The organism is Salmonella sp. 32082101201600294FB01SM01 (assembly GCF_017572865.1).
Taxonomy (GTDB): domain Bacteria; phylum Pseudomonadota; class Gammaproteobacteria; order Enterobacterales; family Enterobacteriaceae; genus Salmonella; species Salmonella enterica.
The window spans coordinates 22929-41103 of the sequence record NZ_JAGESB010000008.1 but is presented as its reverse complement, the minus strand read 5'-3'; the positions used below and the strand labels follow the sequence as shown (position 1 = coordinate 41103).

16 protein-coding genes and 1 pseudogene are annotated in these 18175 nt (G+C 50.9%); 4 read left to right on the top strand and 13 right to left on the bottom strand.

Going from position 1 to position 18175, the window contains the following annotated elements; genetic code table 11:
• Positions 1 to 164: 164 nt before the first annotated feature.
• A complete protein-coding gene (adeP, locus tag J4645_RS21380) occupies positions 165 to 1502 on the top strand; it encodes an adenine permease AdeP (protein WP_001521829.1) in 1338 nt (445 codons plus the stop codon).
• A gap of 44 nt (positions 1503 to 1546) precedes the next feature.
• Here adeP and J4645_RS21375 read toward each other — a convergent pair whose 3' ends face one another.
• The 13 genes and pseudogenes from J4645_RS21375 to rpmH form a co-directional block, all read right to left on the bottom strand.
• Positions 1547 to 2113 (bottom strand): NADPH-dependent FMN reductase, encoded by a 567-nt coding sequence (locus J4645_RS21375; RefSeq protein ID WP_023214832.1) that lies wholly within the window; start codon positions 2111 to 2113, stop codon positions 1547 to 1549.
• Between the two features lie 16 nt (positions 2114 to 2129).
• Positions 2130 to 2885 (bottom strand): 4'-phosphopantetheinyl transferase superfamily protein, encoded by a 756-nt coding sequence (locus J4645_RS21370; RefSeq protein WP_000190678.1) that lies wholly within the window; start codon positions 2883 to 2885, stop codon positions 2130 to 2132.
• 157 nt (positions 2886 to 3042) lie between these two features.
• On the bottom strand, positions 3043 to 4002 hold the full coding sequence (gene yidZ / locus J4645_RS21365; RefSeq protein ID WP_000749364.1) for an HTH-type transcriptional regulator YidZ: 960 nt from the start codon (positions 4000 to 4002) through the stop codon (positions 3043 to 3045).
• A complete protein-coding gene (locus J4645_RS21360; RefSeq protein ID WP_000819622.1) occupies positions 3971 to 5158 on the bottom strand; it encodes an MFS transporter in 1188 nt (395 codons plus the stop codon). The genes yidZ and J4645_RS21360 overlap by 32 nt, the downstream gene beginning before the upstream one ends.
• Positions 5159 to 5672: 514 nt before the next feature.
• On the bottom strand, positions 5673 to 5801 hold the full coding sequence (locus J4645_RS22365) for a hypothetical protein (protein ID WP_001641723.1): 129 nt from the start codon (positions 5799 to 5801) through the stop codon (positions 5673 to 5675).
• Positions 5802 to 6058: 257 nt separating this feature from the next.
• Positions 6059 to 6994 (bottom strand): retron St85 family RNA-directed DNA polymerase, encoded by a 936-nt coding sequence (locus tag J4645_RS21355; RefSeq protein WP_000353754.1) that lies wholly within the window; start codon positions 6992 to 6994, stop codon positions 6059 to 6061.
• Entirely contained in the window at positions 6994 to 7956 is a 963-nt protein-coding gene (locus tag J4645_RS21350; RefSeq protein WP_000461377.1) for a retron St85 family effector protein, read from the bottom strand. The genes J4645_RS21355 and J4645_RS21350 overlap by 1 nt, the downstream gene beginning before the upstream one ends.
• Positions 7957 to 8280: 324 nt before the next feature.
• Positions 8281 to 9498, bottom strand: a pseudogene (locus J4645_RS21345) (integrase arm-type DNA-binding domain-containing protein); the annotation flags it as partial.
• Positions 9499 to 9821: 323 nt separating this feature from the next.
• The gene (gene mnmE / locus J4645_RS21340; RefSeq protein WP_000019081.1) at positions 9822 to 11186 is read right to left on the bottom strand and encodes a tRNA uridine-5-carboxymethylaminomethyl(34) synthesis GTPase MnmE; all 1365 of its coding nucleotides are present in this window, start codon (positions 11184 to 11186) and stop codon (positions 9822 to 9824) included.
• Positions 11187 to 11327: 141 nt separating this feature from the next.
• Complete coding sequence (gene yidC, locus J4645_RS21335) at positions 11328 to 12974, bottom strand: membrane protein insertase YidC (RefSeq protein WP_000378283.1); 1647 nt, start codon at positions 12972 to 12974, stop codon at positions 11328 to 11330.
• A gap of 2 nt (positions 12975 to 12976) precedes the next feature.
• On the bottom strand, positions 12977 to 13234 hold the full coding sequence (gene yidD / locus J4645_RS21330) for a membrane protein insertion efficiency factor YidD (protein ID WP_001307474.1): 258 nt from the start codon (positions 13232 to 13234) through the stop codon (positions 12977 to 12979).
• Positions 13198 to 13557: a ribonuclease P protein component gene (gene rnpA / locus J4645_RS21325; protein WP_000239725.1), complete on the bottom strand. Its 360-nt coding sequence runs from the start codon at positions 13555 to 13557 to the stop codon at positions 13198 to 13200. The genes yidD and rnpA overlap by 37 nt, the downstream gene beginning before the upstream one ends.
• A gap of 16 nt (positions 13558 to 13573) precedes the next feature.
• A complete protein-coding gene (gene rpmH / locus J4645_RS21320; RefSeq protein ID WP_000831330.1) occupies positions 13574 to 13714 on the bottom strand; it encodes a 50S ribosomal protein L34 in 141 nt (46 codons plus the stop codon).
• A 660-nt stretch (positions 13715 to 14374) separates the two neighbouring features.
• Here rpmH and dnaA point away from each other — a divergent pair.
• From dnaA to recF, 3 genes are all read left to right on the top strand, one after another.
• Positions 14375 to 15775: a chromosomal replication initiator protein DnaA gene (gene dnaA, locus J4645_RS21315; RefSeq protein WP_000059093.1), complete on the top strand. Its 1401-nt coding sequence runs from the start codon at positions 14375 to 14377 to the stop codon at positions 15773 to 15775.
• Between the two features lie 4 nt (positions 15776 to 15779).
• Positions 15780 to 16880, top strand: a complete 1101-nt coding sequence (gene dnaN, locus J4645_RS21310; RefSeq protein ID WP_000673474.1) for a DNA polymerase III subunit beta — start codon at positions 15780 to 15782, stop codon at positions 16878 to 16880.
• A 197-nt stretch (positions 16881 to 17077) separates the two neighbouring features.
• On the top strand, positions 17078 to 18151 hold the full coding sequence (recF, locus tag J4645_RS21305; protein ID WP_000059372.1) for a DNA replication/repair protein RecF: 1074 nt from the start codon (positions 17078 to 17080) through the stop codon (positions 18149 to 18151).
• The last annotated feature ends 24 nt before the right edge of the window (positions 18152 to 18175 follow it).

Here is an 18175-nt window from a genome sequence, read left to right as displayed (position 1 = left end):
TTTCCATTTTAACAAGTTTAACGTTTACGTAATGCTGAATGAGGGGACGCAATCGTTGCCGTACTAACAAATTGAGTGAAAAAAATTACCACACAACTGCGCCAGGTGTCGCATTTTGGTATAGGATAACGGCGAATTTTCCCTCCTTTCTCCGGAAATTGATAATGAGTCAACAACACACCACCCAGGCTTCTGGTCAGGGTATGCTGGAACGCGTGTTTAAACTGCGCGAACATGGCACGACGGCACGAACCGAAGTGATCGCCGGTTTTACCACTTTCCTGACGATGGTTTATATCGTTTTTGTTAACCCGCAAATTCTGGGCGTAGCTGGCATGGACACCAGCGCCGTCTTTGTGACCACCTGTCTGATTGCAGCCTTTGGCAGTATTCTGATGGGCCTGTTCGCTAACCTGCCGGTGGCGCTGGCGCCCGCGATGGGGCTGAATGCGTTCTTTGCCTTCGTGGTTGTTCAGGCAATGGGACTGCCGTGGCAGGTAGGCATGGGCGCCATTTTCTGGGGCGCTGTTGGTCTTTTATTGCTGACTATCTTCCGCGTGCGTTACTGGATGATCGCCAACATTCCGGTCAGCCTGCGCGTGGGCATCACCAGCGGCATCGGCCTGTTTATCGGCATGATGGGGCTAAAAAACGCCGGCGTGATTGTCGCCAATCCAGAAACGCTGGTCAGCATCGGCAACCTGACCTCGCACAGCGTGCTGCTGGGGGTTCTCGGATTCTTTATTATTGCGATTCTCGCTTCGCGCAACATTCATGCGGCGGTGCTGGTGTCCATCATCGTCACGACGCTGCTTGGCTGGATGATGGGCGATGTGCACTACAACGGCATTGTCTCCGCGCCGCCAAGCGTCACCAGCGTGGTCGGGCATGTCGATTTGGCAGGCTCGTTCAATCTTGGCCTGGCGGGGGTTATTTTCTCCTTCATGCTGGTAAACCTGTTTGACTCCTCCGGTACGCTGATTGGCGTGACCGATAAAGCCGGCCTGGCGGATGCGAAAGGCAAATTCCCGCGCATGAAGCAGGCGCTGTTTGTTGATAGTATCTCTTCCGTCACTGGCGCATTTGTCGGAACCTCTTCTGTGACCGCTTATATTGAATCGTCTTCCGGCGTTTCGGTGGGCGGTCGCACCGGTTTGACGGCAGTAGTGGTCGGTATTTTGTTCCTGCTGGTTATCTTCCTGTCGCCGCTGGCGGGCATGGTGCCGCCTTACGCGGCGGCGGGCGCGCTGATTTACGTCGGCGTGCTGATGACCTCCAGCCTGGCGCGGGTAAACTGGCAGGATTTAACCGAATCGGTCCCGGCGTTTATTACGGCGGTAATGATGCCGTTTAGCTTCTCGATCACCGAAGGTATCGCGCTGGGCTTTATCTCTTACTGCGTGATGAAAATCGGTACCGGTCGCCTGCGCGACCTTAGCCCGTGCGTAGTGATTGTCGCGCTGTTATTCGTGCTGAAGATTGTGTTTATTGACGCACACTGATGAAATGAACCCTCGCCCCATCGGGGTGAGGGTTTTTAACGAGCTTACGCTTTAACGCGCTGAATAAACTCACCAAATGCGGTCAGCTGACCGGTCAAATGATCTAACGTTCCCTGCTCAATCACTTCGCCCAGTTGCGGGTCGACTTTATTCTGAATCACGCCGCCCATAAATTCCGGTTTATTCATCACCATTGCATCAAGGAACACCAGAATCTGGCGCAGATGATACTGGCAGCGCGCGCCGCCAATCGCCCCCATTGAACTGGTCTGGATAAGAACGGGTTTACCCGCCAGCGGCTGCTCAGGCAGACGGGATAGCCAGTCGATGGCATTCTTCAGGCCGCCGGGAACGGAATAGTTATATTCCGGCGTCACAATGACGACGCCGTCGGCGTTGCGAATCTGCTCCGCCAGCGCCTCTACGCTGGCTGGAAATCCCTCTTCCTGCTGGATATCGGCGTCATACAGCGGAATATCCCCGATCGAAGGCAGCGGCGATACCGTCATTCCTGTCGGCGCGACTTTAGGCAGAGTACGCGCCACCATCCCGTTAAAGGAACCTTTGCGTAAACTTCCCAGCAATGTAACCACATTCAGCGTTTCAGACATACGTGCCCCTTTTTCATTATGAACGATTAAGCGTATACGATTTGGCGGCGGGGAGTTGGGCGAATCGCATCAGACGCCCGGTTGGCTCATTGGCGCGCGTCTGGATATCGGGCAGGCTTTTCCAGCCCAGTTTGCCATCGAACTCCCACACTTTTAATTTTTCTATCGCTGGCGTAACGGTTACGGACCATACCAGCACATCTTCCGCATCGCATACGGCTTCAAGCTGTGTGACATGCGCGCACTTCAGGCGTCCGGCAACGGGTAAAAGTTGCAGCTCCCGCGGATCGTCATTCATGACATCGCCGGTGAGTTTTAACACGCTCTGGCGCAATGTGATGAGTTGCGCTCGCGCTTCGTTGGGATCGTTTTGATTGGCTACCCATAAGTTTTCATTACGGGAGAAAGGGTGGCGTTCGAGCGAATGCGGATGGTGAAAGCCGCGGGAGGTGCGCTGTAATTCCATATCCAGCCCGCACTCTCCTTCGGTGGTCAACGCCACGCCAACCATATTTCCGGCGTAGGAGATAGAAAAACCTGGCAGATTTTTGTCACGAAACGCGGGTTTACCTTTCGCCTGAATAATGATTTCCGGCAGCTCGCTAATTCCGTACAGCATAAACATCAGTTCGGCAAGAAGGCCTCTGGAGGCGAGAAAACGCGTTCGTCGGTGAGCAGGCAGGTTTCTGGCTTCAATATGGCAAGACGAAGAGAGACGAATTGAAACCAACTGTCCCTCCGTAAGTATCCCTCTGGCAAAGTGAGTCGCCATTTTTCGCTCCGTGATTAATGGGCCGTGATAATGACGAGAGTAACATTAACGTAAATTATGGACAGGTTTTACGCGCTAAAAATTCAATTTCAGAACGTTCTTTAATCAGACGGTGACATTTCTGGTAAGAGGAAGGTTAATTTATCAACGCAGGTGGTCAGATAAGGCGACGGCAGAGCGTGTTGATAGCCTGTCGTAGCCACACAATCTTGGGATTATGACTATTACGTTTGTGCCATAATAGGGTAAACGGCACCAACAGCTTTTCCCGCTGTTGCGCATCAAAAGGCAGGGGGCGCGCCACTAACGGTAGCTGGTGGAGCTGATTGTAGTGCTGGCAATAGCGCGGCGCGGTTGCTATCAGGGTGTGATCCGGCTGGGCGGCCATAAAGAGCGACTGCTCGAACCCCGGCAGGCTCAACGCGATATGGCGTTTGCGTCCCATTTCTTGCAGGACATCATCCAGCGCCCAGGTATCGCTTTGCTCCCAGCAAATACTGATATGCGGGTAGCGCAGAAATGTGTCCAGATCCCACGCTTCGCGCAGCGCCGGATGATCTTCCCGCAGCCAGACCCACGGCAAATCGCTAAACAACACCTCAAAATCAATCGCGAGCGGCAACAGACTGAGCAATTCTCGCGAGCGGGGATGGCTTTCGCGTCCGGTAAATCCGATATCGACTTCCCCACGCGTAATCGCCTCCAGTGAGTCATAATCCCAGTTGCGAACCTTAATGGTAGCCTGCGGATAGCGTTGATAAATCTGCTGCGACAGTGAATTAAACATAATCATCATCAGCGGCGACTCTGCCGCCAACTCAAATTTTAAACCGCGCGGCGTTTGATGATGCGGCTTATCAAGCAGTTGATTCCCCATCTGCATCCAGTCCGCCAGACTTTGCTCCATACTGACCATCAGCGGCGTCGGCGCCAGACCCAGCGGCGTATTGACGAACAGCGGATCGTCAAACCATGCCCGGAGTTTCGCCAGCGATTTGCTGACCGCAGAGGGCGTTACGTTCATCCGTTTTGCAGCTTTAGTGACGCTGCGCTCCTGCATGAGTAACTGTAGGCATAACAGCAGATTAAGATCGAGATTGGTAAGGGATTTCTTCATGCTCGGCTACGGACCTGTTGGGCGCGACGGAGAAGATCAGCAGAATACTCACTATGCTACAACCAATCAGAATCCCGATCAGCATATTCATCGCGCTGATACCGAGTATTGCCGCCAGCCAAATCCACAGTGATGAACCGCAAACCTGCGCGATACCCAGCGTGGAACTGGCTACTCCGGCGCGCAGCGAAAACGGCCCCAGCGCCTGGCTCATCGCGACGCCAAAACCAACCGAGAATCCGGCGCAGATAAGCGTCAGGCCAAAGAGCGTGACGGTATTGGTATGAGCAAGGCTTAACGTCACGCCAGCCGTCAAAAACAGCCCCTGTGAGACGAGCATTAAGGTTCGCGGCTTAAATAACCCAAGCGCAAAAGGGGTAGAAAAAGAGACGACCATGCTGACGCCTGCGGTGAGCGCCATGGTCATGGCATAGTCGCCACGGCTAAATCCCATCACCTCCATCAGTAGCACTGGAGAGGCATTGACGAAGGTCAGGATCACCGACACGCTAAGGGTGGTGATCGCCAGTCGACTGACGAAAAAACGGTTAACCAGCGACTCGGCGGCGGGCGACGATCGTGATAAATCGCGTGGAGCCAGCCTTGCCGGGCGCGTCTCGCGCAGGATAAACAGTGATAACAGGCCCACAATAATGCCCATCGCGGACATCGTATAGAACAGACTTTGCCAGGGGAAACGAAGCATAATCAAATGCCCCACCACCGGGGCGAGTACCGGCACAATACAGGTAATCCCATTCAATAATGACAGCACTTTTGCCCGGCGATACTCGTCGAGCGTGTCGCGCAGAATGGCGAACGCCACCACATAGCAGCCGCCTGCTCCTACCCCCTGAAGAAAACGCCCACTCAGAAATAGCGAGCCTTCCGACGCCCATGAACAAAGCAGTGAGGCCATCATAAAGACGAGCGCGCCGACGATCGCGACCGGCTTGCGGCCTGACTGGTCGGCTATCTTCCCGGCAAACAGCATGGCCGTCGCCATTCCGGCCAGGTAAACGGAGAAGGCGATATGCAACTGCGCCTCGCTGGCGTTCAGATCGGCGGCTATACGCGGTAAACCGACCAGATACATATCAATACCGGCAGGATAGAGTAAAACCAGGGCAAAACTACACAGTAGAAAACGTTTCATAGCGGCCTCACGAAAAGTGTGGCGCTAAGAATACGGGGCGACGTTGCGCGAGACGAGTTGCCATTTGGACAACAGTGATTTCCTATGAGGCAATGAGATATCACCCCGGCAGTGACGTAAGCCGGATGGCGTCAGCCGTCACCCGACACCAATACAGAAACTGGAAAATCTAGATAATTCGTTGATATATAATCTATAATTTGCCTTGAAAACATGGCTATGGGCACATTAAAGGACACAAAAACCAAGTAGCTGGTGAAACTGTAAATAGACCCGTTTTAGTTCCATGCATTTTTTGAGATCCCGGCCAGATTGACCCTGGTAAGTGAATTTCTGACATCTGTTTGAGTGTCAGCCAGTTTGTTGCAGTGGATTTGCAGGCAGTAGCCGGGTTGAAGCTGATCTGCGCGCTGGCGTCACTTTCACTCGCTTACGCTCTTAAAAGTGACGCCGCGTTTTGCACATTCAGCAGGAAGTACGGACGCAAAGCCTTCGGCAATGCCGTCCGACTTCTCTACAGCGTTCTGTCTGTCGCTACGCTTGCAACAGGGTAGCGATAAAGGGTGTGGTCACCTGTATCGAGACAGGAGGTCAGTTTCAGACCACGCTTCGCTCCCTGGTTGACCGGGGGGCTGACCGCCAAAGGCGCTTCTTACAGGTCGCAGTTCGTCTTAGAACAGGAAGCTTTTAGGGGTACTGCTATGAGTTGGGGATAGGGTAGAGCGGGGGGCGTAGGGAAGCTGTGGGGAATTGTTTATGGGATTTGAAAAATTTATTTTTCTGGAAAATCTATGATTAAGTTAGGCCAAGCGTATAATGTAATACGCTTAGGAAAACTTATTCCAAGTTGTTCTGGGCATAATCAACAAAACACTGGTGTCTATAAAAGTGCAGCAGAAGTTATTTGTCTTTTTGTTTTTGTAATTTATAAATATTATCAGATCCATATTTAATGACCATGCTTTTATAAAACGAAGGCTCAATATTTTTAGCAAATGCAAGTAGCCCGACTAATTTATTGCATTCGTCAGTAGATAATTTCCCATTTATAAAATGATGGATCATGGCAGAGATTTTTCTTTTCCTTTCTCTACCTATGGATAATTTGTTATCGTTTGTTAGAGTTATACCAGTAACGTGACGGTTATGTCCTTTTGAAGAAAACACTGTTTTTTCATGATTGATTCTAATCCTACCTAAAGAATATTTAGGCAGTACGTTTTCAAGCATGTCAGGTATATCAAACAAAACATCTTTATTATTTGTTGAAAAGGTTAAATCATCAGCATAACGAGTATAGTTAACGCCTATTTTAGAGCATATCTCTTGAACCTCAATATCCCAAAAATACATCACAAAATTTGATATTAAAGGTGAGCTTGGTGCTCCAATACTTAATCTTAAATTACTATTTCTCTTGGATTTGAAGAATAATATATTCTCAAGTAGTACTTTATCATCTGCAGTTAAATCAATATTTGCAAGTCGTAACTTTGAGAAAAATAGACGTGGTGTTATGCTAGGGAAAAAATTCTCAAAATCCATCTTCAACAAGTATTTTGTATGAAGATGAACTTGAGCGTTGGTCTTAATGCTACTGCCCTTTTTATATGCAAATGCGCATTCATGAACGGGTAATTTATCGGTTAAATACTCAGTAATTTCACGTTGTATAAATTTTAGTTCTTTCGAAGGATGAGCAATAGTTCTCTTCTTATCTGAGTTTCTTTTTGCAATTTTATATATTTTATAGCGATAAGGTGCCGTCAATGAAAAGGAAATGATTTCACTTTTCTTGGTTAATAGTAAATCTGAAATATGCTGTAATATGTCCATTAATTAATCTCCTCAGCCATTTCTTTTTTTGCTATTATTTGACGCAGCGCTGTAATTCTTCGTTTTGATAATGGATCGGTTAATGTTACAAAAGATTGTCTAACCTTCATTTTTAATTGTTGATTATCTATGAGTTTATTATCTTTAGTTTTACCAAATTTTACCCATTTGCGCTCTTTTAATGGAAAGTAATATTTGTTTGAGCTATATGATAAAACGTCTATAAAACCAACTTTCTGAAGTAAATAAATTGATCTGTTAATAATTTTTGTTGAAATATTAAACCCTAATGAGTTTAGGGCTGATTCTATTTCACTAAGTTGTATTGGGGCGCAAAGAGATATAATTTCAGTAATTAGAAGTGCTATATGTCCAGAATTATCCTTACTGAATTGTTCTGTTTTTGGGATTGATGAAAGTTTTTCTTTTATATTTACACATAAATCATCAAGAAAATCATTATCGTATTTTAAGACTTCAGGATCCGGCCAAGGATAGATTACAACAGAGGATGAGACTTTCTTCTTAATATACTCTAGTGGGCCTAAATAAATGAATGAGTCCTCACCGGATACTTCTTCCGCTGAAGCAACAATCAGTATTTTTTTAAATAGTTCTGATTTGTTGCAAAATATACCTAACTCAACTAATGATCCTGGACTTTCTAAAAAAATGATAATAAGAGATGAAATACTGGCTATATCATCTTCAAACACCAGAAGGTCCGGATAGGCATTCTCTTTAAAATAATCCTTGAATGTCTCAGCTAGAATGAAATGTTCGTGAAGCTCAGAGGCATGTTTTGCTGTGTAAGTGAGTAGTCTATCCCTAAAACTGGGGGGAATTGGTGCACGTACATCGACTTTGCCACCACACACGAAAAGGAGACGATGAGATATATCAACATTGAAGTTACTTATGTCTAACAATTCAAATTGTTTTTTAATAGTTTCTTCAAACATTGATTTAAACGTTATGTATTTTTGATTTGTCTTCCGTTGATGAAAAAAACGAGCAATGTTTTTTGCTCGTTTTTTACTCTTTACTAGAGGAGGCGCTAGAAAGTTTTCTACCGATCCTAGAGACTTCTAGGATCGGTAGAAAACTTTCTAGCGCAACCCTAAAAGTACTCAATAAGTTAGTGTCTGGCGAAACGCTCGACAAGGCTATAAATCAAAGCCTAACGCTAAAGAGTGATGTTATTATGGTTGAGAAGTGCATCTTTTTCAACCGGTTAGATAGTATATTCTAATCAGAAACTATTATTGTTATATTTTCCATATTATTCATACGGTTACATTGTAAGACTTCCCGAATTGTCCAATGATAACCTTCCTTCCAGTCTCAATCTGCGCATCAACAAAATCAGCCCAGGACTGAAGCATCTCCCGGCGCTGATTCAGGTACTCCGCACGGTTGTAGATGCCGCGAACGCCGCCGATCTTATGCGCCAGGCATTTCTCTACCCAGTCGGAGTTGTAGCCCTGCTCATGGAGCAAAGTGCTGGCAGTACGCCGGAAGTCATGAATAACAAAATCCCTGACGTTTAGATCCAGCGTACGCACCGCGCAGTTCAGCGTTGTTTTGGAGATCGGGCGTCGGTGGTCGTTTCGGCTGGGGAAGACGTATGGAGAATCTCCGGCCAGAAATTTTAGCTCTTCGAACATCGCCAGCGCCTGCTTTGACAGCGGAACAATATGCGGGTTATCCATCTTCATTCTTTCGCCGGGGATACGCCATTCCAGCGCGTTGAAGTTAACTTCACTCCATGTCGCTTCAATCATCTCCGATTTACGCACCATGCAGATGATTAACAGGTGCAGGGCCAGCTTGTGGCGTCGGTTCATATTAGAGGTGTATATCCCCCGTAGCAGGATGCCGATCTCTTCTGCTGTTAGCGCCACGTCGCGGCTTGTTGCTTGTGCGATATAACGGGCCTCGATAGCGGCTGCCGGGTTGTTGAATATGATTCCCCTGGAAATCGCATAGGCCAGCATGCGTTTAAGCACGTTTCGCGTCAGTAGCGCGACGTGATCCGAACCTCGTTGCTTGATACGGTCGAGCACGACCTGAATGTGGGCAGTTGTGAGTTCTTCGAGTTCCAGCTTCCCGATGATGGGAATGATGTCCTTCTCGATAACGCGAGTGATGTTGCGCGGATCGCGGTTACTTTTTTCAACGATATCGGTCAGCCAGCGTTTGGCGAATGTTTTGACTGTCGTTGGGTCTTTCTGTTTAAGCTTTTCTTCCTGCTTTTTCTGCGCGGGATTGATGCCATGGGCAACCATTGAGCGGCACTTTTCACGCCAAAGCCGCGCTTCTGCAAGTGAGAAAGCAGGGTATTCGCCCAGCGTGATCTTTTGCGATTTGTTGTCAAAGCGGTAGCGGAAACGCCAGATTTTTCGTCCGGTGGGAAGAACTTCAATCACCAACCCGTCATGATCGGCAAGTTGCCAGGGGCGGTTTCTGGGGGCAAGTGTGCGTAGTTTGGTATCTGAAAGTGCCGTATCTCACCTCTACAGTGTGTCCATGAGCATCCTTTCTAATAGATTGTTTAATATTGGATTATTAACGCCTTCTTTTTCACTGTGTCCATGAGAAGGCAGATTTGAGCGTTTTTTATACCGTTTTTTGTGTCCATTTGATGTGATTTTTAGCTCAAAAAATAAACAATGGCACACGGGAAATTTAAAGATGGGCACAATTCAGGACACAAAAATCGCGGATGAACCCGCACGACTATGGACGAGTATGGAAAGTAAAAACCCGCATTAACAGGCAGTTAATGCGGGTTAGTGAACGTTCACGGACGAGGATGGACTAAAACTTACTTACCGATACAGAAGCTGGAGAAAATCCGTCCCAGCAGGTCGTCGGAGGTAAACTCGCCGGTAATCTCGCTTAAGCTTTGCTGCGCCAGGCGCAACTCTTCCGCCAGCAGTTCCCCCGCCCACGCGCCTAATAGCTGTGCTTTGCCCTGCTCAAGATGTTCAGCGGCTTCCGCCAGCGCCTGCAGGTGACGGCGGCGGGCCAGGAAGCCGCCTTCCATATTGGTATCAAAACCCATGCTCTGCTTGAGGTGGTTACGCAGCACGTCGACGCCTTCGCCGGTACGCGCCGAGAGGCGAACCAGTGAGTGACCATTTACTTCACTAATACCCAGCGTTTCGCCGGTGATATCCGCCTTGTTACGTACCACGGTAATCGGTAGATTTTTGGGCAGACGGGCGATAAAGTCCGGCCAGATGTCGGCAGGGTCAACGGCGTCCGTCGTGGTGCCATCCACCATAAACAGCACGCGATCGGCCTGTTCAATCTCCTGCCAGGCGCGTTCGATGCCGATACGCTCAACTTCGTCGCTGGCGTCGCGCAGTCCGGCGGTATCGATGATATGCAGCGGCATCCCGTCGATGTGAATATGCTCGCGCAACACGTCGCGCGTGGTACCGGCGATATCGGTGACAATGGCAGCTTCACGGCCTGCCAGCGCATTCAGCAGGCTGGATTTCCCGGCATTCGGGCGTCCGGCAATCACTACCTTCATCCCTTCGCGCAGCAGGCTACCCTGGCGCGCTTCGGTGCGCACGGCGTCAAGATCGGCGATGACGCCATTGAGCTGCGCTTCGATTTTGCCGTCAGAGAGAAAGTCGATCTCCTCATCCGGAAAATCAATAGCCGCTTCGACGTAGATTCGCAGGTGAGTAAGTGCTTCCACAAGGTGGTTAACGCGGGCGGAAAATGCCCCCTGTAACGAGTTTAGCGCCGAACGCGCCGCCTGTTCGGAACTGGCATCGATCAGGTCGGCAATGGCTTCCGCCTGGGCTAAATCGAGCTTATCGTTGAGGAACGCTCGCTCGGAGAACTCGCCCGGTCGGGCAATGCGCACGCCTGGAAGCGTCAGGATACGTTTTAACAGCAGGTCCAGGATCACCGGACCGCCGTGCCCTTGTAGCTCCAGCACATCTTCACCGGTGAAGGAGTTCGGGCCGGGGAACCACAGCGCAATACCCTGATCCAGCGCGCTGCCGTCAACGTCTTTAAACGGCAGGTAGTCGGCATAGCGCGGCTTCGGCAGCTTGCCCAGCACCTCTTGCGCAACGTCTCGCGCCTTCAGACCAGAGATACGCAGGATACCCACGCCACCGCGTCCCGGTGGGGTTGCCTGGGCGACGATAGTGTCGTTATGGCTCATGGTTAGTCTCAACTTTGTTGCAATAAAAAAAGGCGGTCATATGACCGCCTTTTGATTGTAGGCCTGATAAGCGTTAGCGCCATCAGGCTGACCGGCGCGCCTTGCCGGATGGCGGCTTCGCCTTATCCGGCCTACACCGAATCAGGATTTTTTCTTCTCGCGGCTATGCAGGCCACGCTTCTCCAGACCACGGTAAATCAGCTGCTGCTGAATGATGGTGACCAGGTTGCTGACGATATAGTACAGCACCAGACCTGACGGGAACCACAGGAAGAACACCGTAAAGATGACCGGCATAAAGGTCATGATCTTCTGCTGCATCGGGTCGGTCACGGTGGTCGGCGACATCTTCTGAATGAAGAACATCGTTACGCCCATCAGGATCGGCAGAATGTAGTACGGGTCCTGTGCGGACAGGTCATGAATCCACAGCGCGAACGGCGCATGACGCAGTTCAATGGAACCCATCAGCATGTAGTACAACGCCAGGAAGATAGGCATCTGGATGATCAGCGGGAAGCAGCCGCCCAGTGGGTTAACCTTCTCCGCTTTGTACAGGGCCATCATCTCCTGGCTTTGGCGCTGTTTATCATCGCCAAGACGTTCGCGCATCGCCTGAATTTTCGGCTGCAGCATACGCATCTTCGCCATTGACGTGTACTGCGCTTTGGTCAGCGGGTACATGATACCGCGAACGATAAAGGTAATGATGATAATGGAGAAGCCCCAGTTGCCCACAAAGCTGTGGATCCACTTCAGCAACTTGAACAGCGGCTGAGAGATGAACCACAACCAGCCGTAGTCCACGGTCAAATCCAGGTGCGGTGCAACAGCCGCCATTTTATCCTGAATTTCCGGGCCGACCCACAGGGTGCTGGTCATCGCGCCAGTCTGGCCTGGCTGTACCAGTACCGGCTGCGCTTTATAGCCGATAGCGACAATGCCGTTACCCAGATTGGCGGTGTAGAAATTGTTGGTGCCGTCGTTACGCGGAATCCATGCGGTAGCGAAATACTGCTGCAACATTGCCACCCAACCGCCTTTGGAGCTGACGTTGAGGTTTTCGTTATCGGCAATAGTGTCGAATTTGTATTTCTCATACTTCTCATCCGGCGTGGAGTACGCTGCGCCGCGGAACGTATGCAGCGCAAAGTTGCTGCTGCCGGTGTCGCGATGAGGAGGCAGGTTGACGGATTGTTTTAACTGACCAAAGGTGGAGACTTCCAGCGGTTTTTCGCCGGTGTTCTGCACGCTATAGTTCACGTTAACCGCATAATCGCCACGCTTAAAGACAAACGTTTTGGTAAACGTGTTGCCTGCGGCGTCAGTATAAGTCATCGGAACCTGCAGTTCGTTCTGACCGTCGGCCAGTACAAACGCCTCTTTCTCGACGTTGTACAGCGGACGCGGGCCGTTCGCCGGGTTATCCGGGCCGTCACGGCCTGTCAGGCCGCTTTGCGCCTGATAGATAAACTGCGGGGTGGTTTCCAGCAGCTGGAACGGTTCGTTGGAACCCAGTTCTTTCGGGTAAGCCGGGAGCAAGGCCTGCTCGACATCACCACCACGGGTGTTGATAGTCAAATCAAGCACATCGGTTTTCACCGTAATCATTTTCCCCTGGCCACTGGCTGGTACGCCCTGGTCGGCGGCGCTACCCGCTGCGGTGGTCGTTGTCTGCGTGGTCTGTTGAGTCTGAGGTTGCGGATTTTTATCCTGCTCCCAGGCTTGCCAGATCATGAAAGACACGAACAGCAAAGCGATGACTAAAAGATTGCGTTGCGAATCCATCGTTAGTGTTCTCTGGTATCAAATGGTCCGGGCGGGACGGGATCGTCACCACCAGGGTGTAAAGGGTGGCATTTTAATACGCGTTTCACCGTCAACCAACTGCCTTTTATCACTCCAAACCTGCGCAATGCCTCAATTCCGTAGCTTGAGCACGTTGGCGTGAAACGACAATGCGGCCCAAGCAGCGGACTGATCAGGCGTTGATAGACCCGAATAAGGGCTATCAGGACCCGCGAGCCAGGCGACAGTGGCGGCGCCATAATTTTTCCAACGCTTCCGAGAGAGCACGGTTATCGAGGTCGGCAACCCCTTTTTTCGCCACCACCACGAAATCCATTGCAGGAAGTTCATGCTGGCGCAGACGGAAGCTTTCACGCGTCAGACGTTTAATCCGGTTGCGTTCATGCGCACGTCGAACATTTTTCTTGGCGACGGTAAGACCGATACGGGGATGCCCCAGCGAATTCAGGCGGCCGAGGATGGTGATTTGCGGCGTGCCAGCCCGTTGAGGTTGCTGGAAGACGAATGTGAAATGAGCGGGAGTTAACAAACGTAACTCCCTGGGAAATGCGAGCTTAACCACTCAGGGGTTAGCTTTATTACTTGGAAACGGTCAGACGAGCGCGGCCTTTAGCACGACGACGTGCCAGAACCTGACGACCATTTTTAGTAGCCATACGAGCACGGAAGCCGTGAGAACGGTTGCGCTTCAGTACAGACGGTTGAAAAGTGCGTTTCATGGCGATTTCTACCTAAACTTGAATAAATTCACTGACTTTTGCGTATACCCGAACAAACTTTGAACGACTTACGCCACAGTGTGGGTGATTAAAGAGGCCGGATTGTAATAATTGTACACTCCGGAGTCAATTCTCTTTCCTTATTTTCCCGCGATTTTCCACGCCTTTTTGTGCGGAAAATAAGCAGCGTTGACGCCATATGACGGGCATTGCGCGACGGGTGGAGAATTATACGGACTGCCAGGTAAAGCGCAAGGATCGCCCTGGATCTTTATGCGATCTTTTAGGCGTCTGCTCACCTTTACCTATTAATTTTTTCAATATGCGCGCGAAAGCGTACAGGAGTTCCCCAGGATCGATTACACTTATCCTTTCCTGGAAAGTCCTGTGGATAAATCGGGAAGAATCTGTGAGAAACAGAAGATCTCTTGCTCAGTTTAGGCTATGATCCGCGGTCCTGATCGTTTCAAACGATCCTGGTCAGGCATGAACACGAAATCTTTCAGACTGCGTGAAGTCGCGATCGTTTGAAAGATCCGTGAAAACCGCAGACAGCGGTTCGTGCGTCACCCTTCATGCAGGGTCTTATCGACGTGCGCCAACAATCATTAATGTATCAGCCTTTGTCATTTATCGACTTTTGTTCGAGTGGAGTCCGCCGTGTCACTTTCGCTTTGGCAGCAGTGTCTTGCCCGATTGCAGGATGAGTTACCAGCCACAGAATTCAGTATGTGGATACGCCCGTTGCAGGCGGAACTGAGCGATAACACGCTGGCTTTGTATGCGCCAAACCGTTTTGTGCTCGATTGGGTAAGAGATAAGTACCTCAACAATATCAATGGATTACTCAACACATTCTGCGGCGCGGATGCCCCACAACTGCGTTTTGAAGTGGGAACAAAGCCCGTTACGCAAACGCTAAAAACGCCTGTGCATAACGTTGTCGCGCCTGCGCAGACAACAACGGCGCAGCCGCAGCGCGTAGCGCCTGCGGCCCGTTCGGGCTGGGATAACGTACCAGCGCCGGCGGAGCCGACCTACCGCTCCAACGTCAATGTTAAACATACATTTGATAACTTCGTCGAAGGTAAATCCAACCAACTGGCGCGCGCGGCGGCACGTCAGGTGGCGGATAATCCTGGCGGCGCTTATAACCCGTTATTCCTCTATGGCGGCACCGGTCTGGGTAAAACTCACCTGCTGCACGCGGTGGGTAACGGCATTATGGCGCGTAAACCCAACGCGAAAGTCGTGTATATGCACTCCGAGCGCTTTGTGCAGGACATGGTAAAAGCCCTGCAAAATAACGCCATCGAAGAGTTTAAACGCTACTACCGCTCCGTTGACGCATTGCTGATCGACGATATTCAATTCTTCGCCAATAAAGAACGATCCCAGGAAGAGTTTTTCCATACCTTTAACGCTCTGCTGGAAGGCAATCAGCAGATCATTTTGACGTCGGATCGCTATCCGAAAGAGATCAACGGCGTTGAGGATCGTCTCAAGTCCCGCTTTGGTTGGGGGCTAACAGTGGCGATCGAACCGCCAGAACTGGAAACCCGCGTGGCGATCCTGATGAAAAAAGCGGACGAAAATGATATTCGTCTGCCAGGCGAGGTCGCGTTCTTTATCGCCAAGCGTCTACGCTCTAACGTGCGTGAGCTGGAAGGCGCGCTGAACCGGGTGATCGCCAATGCCAACTTTACCGGCCGGGCGATTACTATCGACTTTGTGCGCGAAGCGCTGCGCGATTTACTGGCGTTGCAGGAAAAACTGGTCACCATCGACAATATTCAGAAGACGGTGGCGGAGTATTACAAAATCAAAATTGCGGATCTGCTTTCTAAGCGTCGATCTCGCTCGGTAGCACGTCCGCGCCAGATGGCTATGGCGCTGGCAAAAGAGCTCACCAACCACAGTCTGCCGGAAATCGGCGATGCGTTTGGCGGGCGCGACCACACTACCGTACTTCATGCCTGTCGTAAAATTGAGCAACTGCGTGAAGAAAGCCACGATATCAAAGAAGATTTTTCGAATTTAATCAGAACATTGTCGTCGTGATCCTATGAAATTTACCGTTGAACGTGAACATTTATTAAAACCGCTTCAGCAGGTCAGCGGCCCGCTGGGCGGTCGTCCTACGCTGCCGATTCTCGGTAACCTGCTCCTCCAGGTAGCGGACGGTACGCTTTCTCTGACCGGCACCGATCTTGAAATGGAGATGGTCGCGCGCGTTACGCTTTCTCAGCCGCATGAGCCGGGTGCTACTACCGTGCCGGCGCGGAAATTCTTTGATATCTGCCGCGGCCTGCCGGAGGGCGCGGAGATTGCCGTTCAGTTGGAAGGTGATCGGATGCTGGTGCGTTCTGGCCGTAGCCGCTTCTCGCTGTCTACGCTGCCTGCCGCCGATTTCCCGAATCTTGACGACTGGCAAAGCGAAGTTGAATTTACGCTGCCGCAGGCCACGATGAAGCGCCTGATTGAAGCGACCCAGTTTTCGATGGCCCATCAGGATGTGCGCTACTACTTAAACGGTATGCTGTTTGAAACGGAAGGCAGCGAACTGCGCACTGTTGCGACCGACGGCCACCGTCTGGCGGTGTGCTCAATGCCGCTGGAGGCGTCTTTACCCAGCCACTCGGTGATTGTGCCGCGTAAAGGCGTGATTGAACTGATGCGTATGCTCGACGGCGGCGAAAACCCGCTGCGCGTGCAGATCGGCAGTAATAATATCCGCGCGCACGTCGGCGACTTTATCTTTACCTCGAAGCTGGTGGATGGTCGTTTCCCGGATTACCGTCGCGTTCTGCCGAAGAATCCGGATAAACATCTGGAAGCGGGCTGCGATATCCTCAAGCAGGCGTTTGCCCGCGCGGCAATCCTCTCGAATGAGAAATTCCGCGGCGTGCGTCTGTATGTCAGTGAGAATCAGCTCAAAATCACCGCCAATAACCCGGAACAGGAAGAAGCGGAAGAGATTCTGGACGTGAGCTACGGCGGGACGGAGATGGAAATCGGCTTTAACGTCAGTTACGTGCTGGACGTGCTCAATGCGCTGAAGTGCGAAACCGTGCGCATTATGCTGACGGATTCCGTATCCAGCGTACAGATTGAGGATGCGGCGTCACAGTCGGCTGCCTATGTTGTTATGCCAATGCGCTTGTAAAGAATATCGGGCTATCTTACTTGTTATTCTGGCTCCGGGCAGTGCTCGCACAAAATACGAAGTATTTTGGACGTCTTATGGACGGCCCGAAGGGCGAGCGCAGCGAGCAATCCTCACGTACTCCAGTACGCTCCGGTTGCTGTGCGCTGGCCGTAACCAGACTAACTGCGCCGATAACGCCCTGGTTATGAGTTGATATGTCGCTATCCAGACTGCTAATCAAAGACTTCCGCAACATAGAAAATGCGGATCTCGCTTTATCCCCCGGCTTTAACTTCCTGGTTGGCGCCAACGGTAGCGGCAAAACCAGCGTGCTGGAAGCTATCTATACGCTTGGCCACGGTCGGGCGTTTCGCAGTTTGCAGCCTGGCCGCGTGATTCGTCATGAGCAGGAAGCGTTTGTTCTCCACGGGCGATTACAGGGCGAAGAGCGTGAGACGTCGATTGGCTTAACCAAAGATAAGCAGGGCGACAGCAAAGTCCGTATCGACGGTACCGACGGTCACAAGATCGCGGAGCTGGCGCATTTAATGCCGATGCAGTTGATTACGCCGGAGGGGTTTACTTTACTCAACGGCGGCCCCAAATACAGAAGAGCGTTCCTTGACTGGGGATGCTTTCACAACGAAGCCGGATTCTTCACCGCCTGGAGTAACCTGAAACGATTGCTGAAACAGCGTAATGCTGCGCTGCGCCAGGTGAGTCGTTATGAGCAATTGCGCCCGTGGGATAAAGAGCTGATCCCGTTGGCGGAACAAATTAGTACCTGGCGGGCGGAGTACAGCATCGCTATCGCACAGGACATGGCGGATACCTGTCAGCAGTTTTTACCTGAATTTTCCCTGACGTTCTCTTTCCAGCGCGGCTGGGAGAAAGAGACAGACTATGCGGACGTGCTGGAGCGAAGCTTTGAGCGTGACCGTATGTTGACCTACACCGCGCACGGGCCGCATAAAGCGGACTTTCGCATTCGCGCTGACGGCGCGCCGGTGGAAGATACCCTGTCGCGCGGGCAGCTAAAGTTATTGATGTGCGCCTTACGTCTGGCGCAGGGCGAGTTCCTCACCCGCGAAAGCGGGCGGCGCTGCCTGTACCTGATAGATGATTTTGCCTCTGAACTTGACGATGCGCGTCGCGGACTGCTGGCCAGCCGCTTAAAAGCCACGCAATCGCAGGTCTTTGTCAGCGCAATTAGCGCTGAACACGTTATAGACATGTCGGATGAAAATTCGAAGATGTTTACCGTGGAAAAGGGTAAAATAACGGATTAACCCAAGATTAAATGAGCGAGAAAC

Coding starts and splice junctions, on each gene's coding strand:
- adeP (WP_001521829.1), top strand. CDS start 165: ATGAGTCAACAACACACCACCCAGGCTTCTGGTCAGGGTATGCTGGAA.
- J4645_RS21375 (WP_023214832.1), bottom strand. CDS start 2,113: ATGTCTGAAACGCTGAATGTGGTTACATTGCTGGGAAGTTTACGCAAA.
- J4645_RS21370 (WP_000190678.1), bottom strand. CDS start 2,885: ATGGCGACTCACTTTGCCAGAGGGATACTTACGGAGGGACAGTTGGTT.
- yidZ (WP_000749364.1), bottom strand. CDS start 4,002: ATGAAGAAATCCCTTACCAATCTCGATCTTAATCTGCTGTTATGCCTA.
- J4645_RS21360 (WP_000819622.1), bottom strand. CDS start 5,158: ATGAAACGTTTTCTACTGTGTAGTTTTGCCCTGGTTTTACTCTATCCT.
- J4645_RS21355 (WP_000353754.1), bottom strand. CDS start 6,994: ATGGACATATTACAGCATATTTCAGATTTACTATTAACCAAGAAAAGT.
- J4645_RS21350 (WP_000461377.1), bottom strand. CDS start 7,956: ATGTTTGAAGAAACTATTAAAAAACAATTTGAATTGTTAGACATAAGT.
- mnmE (WP_000019081.1), bottom strand. CDS start 11,186: ATGAGCCATAACGACACTATCGTCGCCCAGGCAACCCCACCGGGACGC.
- yidC (WP_000378283.1), bottom strand. CDS start 12,974: ATGGATTCGCAACGCAATCTTTTAGTCATCGCTTTGCTGTTCGTGTCT.
- yidD (WP_001307474.1), bottom strand. CDS start 13,234: ATGGCGCCGCCACTGTCGCCTGGCTCGCGGGTCCTGATAGCCCTTATT.
- rpmH (WP_000831330.1), bottom strand. CDS start 13,714: ATGAAACGCACTTTTCAACCGTCTGTACTGAAGCGCAACCGTTCTCAC.
- dnaN (WP_000673474.1), top strand. CDS start 15,780: ATGAAATTTACCGTTGAACGTGAACATTTATTAAAACCGCTTCAGCAG.
- recF (WP_000059372.1), top strand. CDS start 17,078: ATGTCGCTATCCAGACTGCTAATCAAAGACTTCCGCAACATAGAAAAT.